At 73.1% G+C, this 5,882-nt stretch carries 6 protein-coding genes, 2 tRNA genes and 1 pseudogene; all 9 read left to right on the top strand.

Annotated elements, in window-relative coordinates; all coding sequences use genetic code 11:
* The first annotated feature begins 160 nt into the window (after positions 1–160).
* A complete protein-coding gene (locus AE652_RS46830) occupies positions 161–307 on the top strand; it encodes a hypothetical protein (RefSeq protein WP_158077652.1) in 147 nt (48 codons plus the stop codon).
* Between the two features lie 259 nt (positions 308–566).
* On the top strand, positions 567–722 hold the full coding sequence (locus AE652_RS47550; RefSeq protein WP_181970583.1) for a hypothetical protein: 156 nt from the start codon (positions 567–569) through the stop codon (positions 720–722).
* Between the two features lie 123 nt (positions 723–845).
* Entirely contained in the window at positions 846–1,478 is a 633-nt protein-coding gene (gene nadD, locus AE652_RS33715; RefSeq protein ID WP_049658574.1) for a nicotinate-nucleotide adenylyltransferase, read from the top strand.
* A gap of 14 nt (positions 1,479–1,492) precedes the next feature.
* Positions 1,493–3,352: a LytR C-terminal domain-containing protein gene (locus AE652_RS33710; RefSeq protein WP_063780356.1), complete on the top strand. Its 1,860-nt coding sequence runs from the start codon at positions 1,493–1,495 to the stop codon at positions 3,350–3,352.
* 192 nt (positions 3,353–3,544) lie between these two features.
* Positions 3,545–4,003 (top strand): ribosome silencing factor, encoded by a 459-nt coding sequence (rsfS, locus tag AE652_RS33705; RefSeq protein WP_049658573.1) that lies wholly within the window; start codon positions 3,545–3,547, stop codon positions 4,001–4,003.
* Positions 4,000–4,650: a histidine phosphatase family protein gene (locus AE652_RS33700; protein ID WP_049658575.1), complete on the top strand. Its 651-nt coding sequence runs from the start codon at positions 4,000–4,002 to the stop codon at positions 4,648–4,650. The genes rsfS and AE652_RS33700 overlap by 4 nt, the downstream gene beginning before the upstream one ends.
* A 170-nt stretch (positions 4,651–4,820) precedes the next feature.
* Positions 4,821–4,893: transfer RNA gene (locus tag AE652_RS33695), tRNA-Ala, on the top strand.
* Between the two features lie 43 nt (positions 4,894–4,936).
* Positions 4,937–5,009 (top strand) — tRNA-Ala (locus AE652_RS33690).
* A 98-nt stretch (positions 5,010–5,107) separates the two neighbouring features.
* Positions 5,108–5,882: pseudogene (locus tag AE652_RS33685) on the top strand (hypothetical protein); the annotation flags it as partial.

Genomic DNA, 5,882 nt, shown 5'->3' with positions numbered 1-5,882 from the left:
CGGGCCGCCGGGGCGCGCCCGCGGGGCCGGTGGCGCGCGTCTGCGGGGCGCGTCCGCGGGGCCGGGGGGCTCCGCCGGTGTGAGGCCGGTTTACCCTGAGGCCTGGACGACCGAGACCGGACCCGGCCGCGGTACCGAGCAGTACGAGGAGCCCCCGCAGATGTCCACCGACACGCTTGTCAGCCTGGCCGCGCCCATCTCCGACGAGTCCGGCCCCGGCCTGTTCCTGCGGATCATCGTGGTCGCGTCCTTCGTGGGCATCGGCCTGCTGATCTGGATCATGGCCCGCGCCTTCAAGAACAACTAGGGCCGGTCGTTCCCCGGGGCCGTCCCAGGTCCGTTCCCGGGGGCCGTCCCCGGTCCGTTCCCGGGGGCCGTCCCCGGTCCGTTCGCCGGGGCCCGGGCCCGTTCGCCGGTCGGTCCCTCGGCCCGCGCTCACGCCCGGTCAGCGGCGGTGGGCCGCCGAGCGGTTGCCGTGTAACCCCCCGTACGATGACGGGTGGGCCCTCACCCGGCCCGGAACAACCCCCAGGTCCGTTCACCGAGCCGAGAAGGTCCCGCCGACCATGAGCACTGCTGCCGCACTCCCCGTTCTGAACCTGCTCGCCGAGGGCGAGGGGGGCAACCACGACAGTCTGAACCCGGCCCTGACCGGTGGCGCCGCACTGGTCATCCTGCTGGTCCTGCTCTTCATCACCACCCGCTTCAACCGGGACCGCTGAGCCGGGGCCTGGGGCCGCTCGGGGAGCGTCCGGCCACCGGCCGGACGCTCCCTCACGCGTCTGCGGAGAACCCCCACCCGGCCGTTCCCGCACCGTAACGCGTGTCGCGTAAGGTGTGGCGGCATGGGAGAGCAGGCCGGGAATCCCGGCGGACCGGAACCGGTGAAGAAGCGCCTCGGCGTGATGGGCGGCACCTTCGACCCGATCCACCACGGCCACCTCGTCGCCGCCAGTGAGGTCGCGAGCGCGTTCCACCTGGACGAAGTGATCTTCGTGCCGACCGGGCAGCCGTGGCAGAAGAGCGACCGGCACGTCACCCCGGCCGAGGACCGCTACCTGATGACGGTCATCGCCACCGCCGAGAACCCGCAGTTCTCGGTCAGCCGGATCGACATCGACCGCGAGGGCCCGACGTACACCGTCGACACCCTGCGCGACCTGCACGCCCTGCACCCGGACGCCGACCTCTTCTTCATCACCGGCGCCGACGCGCTCGCCCAGATCCTGTCCTGGCGCGACTCCGACGAGCTCTTCTCGCTGGCCCACTTCATCGGATGCACCCGCCCGGGGCACACTCTGTCGGACGCCGGGCTTCCGGTGGGCGGGGTCTCCCTGGTGGAGGTCCCGGCGCTGGCCATCTCCTCCACGGACTGCCGCAACCGGGTCGCCAAGGGCGAACCGGTCTGGTACCTCGTCCCGGACGGCGTGGTCCGCTACATCGACAAGCGGGCGCTGTACGCGCCGCGCGGGGACTGATCCGGGAGCGGTGCATGACTGATCGCAGCGACGGCCGGCGGCCGGAGGACTGGTCCACCGGGCAGTACCAGCAGCCGTACCAGGGCTACCAGCAGCCGCAGGACCCGCAGCAGCCGCAACAGCAGCCGCAGGCGCAGGCGCAGTCGTACGACCAGCAGTACGACCAGTACGGGCAGCCGGTGTACGGGCAGGGCGCGTACGGCTACCAGCAGCAGGGCTACCAGGGGTACGACGGGTACCAGCAGGGCGGGCAGTTCCCGCAGCAACAGCCGTACGAGCAGCAGCAGTACGACCAGCAGTACGACCAGTACGGGCAGCCGGTGTACGGGCAGGGCACGTACGTCTACCAGCAGCAGGGCTACCAGGGGTACCAGGAGCAGCCGTACCAGGCGGCCGCCCCGGTCGTGACCGAACCGCAGGCGCCGTCGCAGGCGCAGGAACCGGTGCAGGCCGAGCCGGCCGCGGCCGCGGCGGTTGCACCGGCGCGTCCGCGGGTGCCTCGGCCGGCCGCCGAGCCGGTGCCGGCCAAGGCCGAGCCGCCGTCCGAGCAGGTCGCCGGGGCGCGGGCCGGGAAGGCGGGGAAGGCCGGGAAGGGCGGGAAGGGCGGCGGCAAGGCGCCCGACGACAGCTACACCACGGGGGAGTTCACCTTCGTCGACGAGGAGGCGGAGGAGACCGAGGACGTCATCGACTGGCTGAAGTTCGCCGAGTCCCGCAGCGAGGTGCGCGCCGAGCGCCGCCGCAAGCTGCGCAACCGGCTGATCGGCCTCGGTGCGGTGGTGGCGCTGGCCGCCGCCGGCGTCGGCGGGTACCTCTTCCTCACCGGCGGCAAGCCGACCGCGGCGGCCGCCGCCGGCGGCCGCCAGGTCAACGTCGTCCACCTGCGCGACCTCCAGGGCAAGGTGTCCAGCGCGCTGCTGGTCAACGACGCCTCCGGGAAGAAGGGCACGGTGCTGCTGCTGCCCGACACCCTGCGGCTGCCCGGCCCGGGGGACCCGCCGGTCACCACGGTCGGCCAGTCCATGGACGGCATCGGCGCCTCGGCGACCCGCGACGGCCTGTCCACCGTGCTCGGCGCCCCGGTGGCCGGCACCTGGCGGCTGGACACCCCGTACCTGGAACTGCTGGTCTCCCAGCTCGGCGGCGTCCGGGTGGACACCAACGCCGAGACCCACGAGGGCGGCAAGCCGGACGGCAAGCTGCTGTCCGCGGCGGGCAAGAACACCATGCTCAGCGGGAAGGCCGCGGTCGCCTACGCCACCCTGCAGAACCCCGGCGAGAACCGGGACGCCCAGCTGGCCCGGTTCGGGCAGGTCATGGACGCGCTGGTGCGCGCCATGCCGACCGAGTTCAAGGACGCCAAGGACGACGTGCACCGGATGAACGCGGTGCTCGACCCCTCGCTGCCCGAGGACGCCCTCGCCGGCGTGCTCGTCCAGCTCTCCCAGCAGGCGAAGGACGGCCACTTCGGCACCACCGCGCTGACCGTCAAGCCGGACGGCAGCCTGGACGAGGCGACCGCGGGCAAGCAGGTCAAGGACGTGCTGGGCGGCACCGTGAAGTCCGCGGCCGCCGGCGACGCCCCGGTCCGGGTCGCGGTCCAGGACTCCAGCGGCAACGACGCGGCGGCGGCCGCCGTACAGGTCCAGATCGTCAACTCCGGCCTGACCTTCATCCCGGGCGGGGCCAAGGGCGCCCCGCAGGCCACCAGTGAGATCCGCTACACCGACGACGCCCGGCAGGGCGCGGCGAAGTCGCTGGCGACCAGCCTCGGGCTGCCGGACACGGCGGTGAAGAAGGTGACCGGCGACACCCAGAACGCGGACCTGTTGGTGGTGCTCGGCAAGGACTACCAGCCGCCGAAGACCCAGTAGGGCGGTGGCCCGGGCCCGACGGGGGTCCGGGCCTGGTGGCGGCGGGGGCGGTGGCCCGGTATTGGCTTGGGGGCCCGGGGCTCGGGGGCCTGGAAAAACGGTTCCGGGCCCGCCCGGGCGGCGTGAGATCCTGGAAGGCGACCCCGGCCGAGCGCCGGGGCGCCCCCCAAGCCGCCGAGCCGGAAGAACACCGTGACCGTTACCGACCACAGCCAGCAGCTCATCACCGTCGCCGCGCAGGCGGCGGCCGACAAGCTCGCGCACAACATCATCGCCTTCGACGTCAGCGAGGTGCTGTCGATCACCGACGCCTTCCTGATCGCCTCCGCGAACAACGACCGCCAGGTCCGCTCGATCGCCGAGGAGATCGAGGACCAGCTGCGCGAGCAGCTGGACATCAAGCCGGTGCGCCGCGAGGGCGAGCGCGACGGCCGCTGGATCCTGCTCGACTACCTGGACATCGTCGTGCACGTCCAGCACGCCGAGGAGCGCTCCTTCTACTCGCTGGACCGGCTCTGGAAGGACTGCCCCGAGCTCCCGCTGCCCGAGGACGCCCTGGCCTCGCGCAACCGTCCGGACGCGTTCACCGACGAGGCCGGCAACGTCGTCGCCCCCGCCGACGACTTCGGCAAGCCCGAGGACCTGCACTGAGCCGCGGCCCGCGCGGCCCGCGCATCGTCTTCTGGCGGCACGGCCAGACCTCCTGGAACCTCGAATCGCGCTTCCAGGGCACCACGGACATCGAGCTGACCGGCCAGGGCGTCCAGCAGGCCCAGCGGGCGGCCCGGCTGCTCTCCGGGCTCCGTCCCGACCTGCTGATCTCCTCGGACCTCCAGCGGGCCCGGCGCACCGCCGCGGAGCTGGCCGAGGTCACCGGGCTCGACGTGCGGCACCACGAGGGCCTGCGGGAGACCTTCGCGGGCTCCTGGCAGGGCCTGACCAACGCCGAGATCCGCGAGCGCTTCCCGGAGGAGTACGAGGCCTGGGCGGCCGGTGAGCCGGTGCGGCGGGGCGGTGACGGCGAGCTGGCCACCGAGGTCGCCGACCGCTCGGTGCCGGTGGTCCTGGACGCCGTCGGCAAGCTCCCCGAGGACGGCACGCTGGTGGTGGTCAGCCACGGCGGGACGATCCGCACCATGCTCGGGCGGCTGCTCGACATGGAGCCGGACCAGTGGGAGCGCTTCGGCGGACTGTCCAACTGCTGCTGGTCGGTGCTCGGCCAGGGCACGCGCGGCTGGCGCCTGCTGGAGCACAACGCGGGCACCCTCCCGCAGCCGGTCATCGGCGACGACACCTGAGCCGAGCCGTACCGGCTCGGGCGGCACCGGGTGCCGGGGGCCCTCACGGGGCCCTCGGCGGGGGTCCGGAGGGAGCGGATTTCGCAGTTCCGGCCCTGACCAGCTAGAGTCTTCCTCGTTCGCAGGGAAGGAACGCGGCCCGGAAGGGAAGCGGGAGATCCGGTGAGTGCGGGGCTATAGCTCAGTTGGTAGAGCGCTTGCATGGCATGCAAGAGGTCTGGGGTTCAATTCCCCATAGCTCCACTCCGCATCGGCGGTCGTGGTCAGCCAGGGTCGCCCGTGTCGCGGGGCTATAGCTCAGTTGGTAGAGCGCTTGCATGGCATGCAAGAGGTCTGGGGTTCAATTCCCCATAGCTCCACAGCAGTCGAGAGCCGCCTCCCGGAAACGGGGGGCGGCTCTTCGCCGTTCTGCCCGCGTCGCCGGTCCCGGCGGCCGGAATCCCGCTACCGTCGTGCCATGGCCGATCTGGAGCGAAGGCGGAACGAGGAACTGGCCCGGATACTCCACCAGCTCGGATGGAGTCCGGAACGGCTCGCCCGCGAGGTGAGCCTCGCCCTGCCGCCGGGCCTCGCCATCAGCTCCACCGCCCCGTACAAGTGGCGCGACCGCGGCATGGTCCCGCGCAGCCCGCACGACCAGGCGGTCTGCGAGGTGCTCAGCCGCACCCTCGGCATCGCCGTCACCTACGAACAGCTCTGGGGCCGGATGGGCGGCCACCGCGGCGCCAAGATCCTCTCGCCCCGGCTGCTCACCGACCCGTGGACCGCCGACACCGCCCAGACCGCGCTGCGCGAGGCCGCCACCGACGCCGGCCCGGTGCGCCTCACCGACCTGTTCCGCGGCGCCGACCTCGACCAGGCCGCCGCCCGCCTGGACTCCCCGCCGCCGCCCGTCGGCGGCGGCGAGGGCGCGCTGCGCGTCGAACCCGGACTGGCCGGTGAACTCGGCCTGTCCTACCGCAGCAAGCAGAAGCTCGAACGGGCCTGCGGCGGCGGCCTCGTCCTCGGCCCCGTCCGGGCCGAACTCGCCATGCTGGCCAAGCTGCTGGAACTCGGCGCGTACGACGAACGGCTCGGCCGCGAGCTCTACGGCACGGCCAGCAGACTCGCCCGGCTGGCCGGCTGGGCCGCGTACGACCTCGGCCACGACGCCGCCGCCCAGCGGGCCTTCGTCGCCGCGCTGCGCGCCGCCCACGTCAGCGGCGACCCCCGGCTGGGCGTCGCGGTGCTCG

The sequence above is a fragment of the Kitasatospora sp. MY 5-36 genome (assembly GCF_001182915.1).
In the GTDB taxonomy this organism is placed as follows: Bacteria; Actinomycetota; Actinomycetes; order Streptomycetales; family Streptomycetaceae; genus Kitasatospora.
This window is presented reverse-complemented; position numbering and strand designations above follow the sequence as displayed.